The 1,633-nt window shown below is 65.8% G+C and carries 1 protein-coding gene; it reads left to right on the forward strand.

Translation table 11 applies throughout. The features are described from left to right. Position 1: 1 nt before the first annotated feature. Positions 2-1,633, forward strand: a 1,632-nt coding sequence (groL, locus tag IE224_RS20740; RefSeq protein WP_191313416.1) for a chaperonin GroEL, incomplete at its 3' end; no start/stop codon positions are given.

The following is a 1,633-nucleotide window of genomic DNA, read 5'->3' on the forward strand; positions in this document are numbered from 1 at the left end:
AATGGCTGCGAAAGAAGTGAAGTTCAACACGGACGCGCGCGACCGGATGCTTCGGGGCGTGAACATTCTGGCGGATGCCGTGAAGGTGACGCTGGGTCCGAAGGGCCGCAACGTGGTGATCGACAAGTCGTTCGGCGCGCCGCGCATCACGAAGGACGGCGTGTCGGTCGCCAAAGAGATCGAGCTGTCGGACAAGTTCGAGAACATGGGCGCGCAGATGGTGCGCGAAGTGGCCTCGCGCACCAATGACGAGGCCGGCGACGGCACCACCACCGCGACCGTTCTGGCCCAGGCCATCGTCAAGGAAGGCATGAAGGCGGTCGCCGCCGGCATGAACCCGATGGATCTCAAGCGCGGCATCGATCTTGCGACCTCGAAAGTGGTCGAGGCGATCAAGGCCGCCTCGCGTCCCGTGACCGACAGCGACGAAGTGGCCCAGGTCGGCACCATCTCGGCCAATGGCGAGGCCAATATCGGCCGCTTCATCGCCGATGCGATGCAGAAGGTCGGCAACGAGGGTGTGATCACCGTCGAAGAGAACAAGGGCATGGAGACGGAAGTCGAAGTGGTCGAAGGGATGCAGTTCGACCGCGGCTACCTGTCGCCCTATTTCGTCACCAACCCCGACAAGATGATCGCGGATCTGGAAGACGCCTATATCCTGCTGCACGAGAAGAAGCTGTCCTCGCTGCAGCCGATGGTGCCGCTGCTGGAAGCCGTGATCCAGTCGGGCAAGCCGCTGGTGATCGTGGCCGAGGATGTCGAGGGCGAGGCCCTGGCCACGCTGGTCGTGAACAAGCTGCGCGGCGGGTTGAAGATCGCGGCCGTGAAGGCTCCGGGCTTCGGCGATCGCCGCAAGGCCATGCTGCAGGACATCGCGATCCTGACCGGCGGCCAGGTGATCAGCGAAGACCTCGGCATGAAGCTGGAGAATGTCGGCATCGACATGCTGGGCCGCGCCAAGAAGGTCACGATCAACAAGGACAACACCACCATCGTCGACGGTGCCGGTGAAAAGGCCGAGATCGAGGCCCGCGTCAGCCAGATCCGCCAGCAGATCGAGGAAACCACCTCGGACTACGACCGCGAGAAGCTGCAGGAGCGGGTGGCCAAGCTGGCCGGCGGCGTGGCCGTGATCCGCGTCGGCGGCATGACCGAGGTCGAGGTGAAGGAGCGCAAGGACCGCGTGGACGACGCGCTGAACGCGACCCGCGCGGCCGTTCAGGAAGGCGTGGTCGTGGGCGGCGGCGTGGCGCTTGTTCAGGGCGGCAAGGTGCTGGAAGGCCTGACGGCGGCCAACAGCGACCAGGAAGCCGGCATCGCCATCGTGCGCCGCGCTCTGGAAGCGCCGATGCGCCAGATCGCCGAGAACGCCGGCGTCGACGGCGCGGTGGTCGCGGGCAAGGTGCGCGAGTCCTCGGACAAGGCCTTCGGCTTCAACGCCCAGACCGAGGAATATGGCGACATGTTCAAGTTCGGCGTGATCGACCCGGCCAAGGTGGTGCGCACGGCGCTGGAAGACGCGGCATCCGTCGCGGGCCTTCTGATCACCACCGAGGCGATGATCGCCGAAAAGCCCGAGCCCAAGGCCCCCGCCGGCGGCATGCCCGACATGGGCGGCATGGGCGGCATG

This window comes from Paracoccus aerius, from assembly GCF_014656455.1.
GTDB classification, from domain to species: Bacteria; Pseudomonadota; Alphaproteobacteria; order Rhodobacterales; family Rhodobacteraceae; genus Paracoccus; species Paracoccus aerius.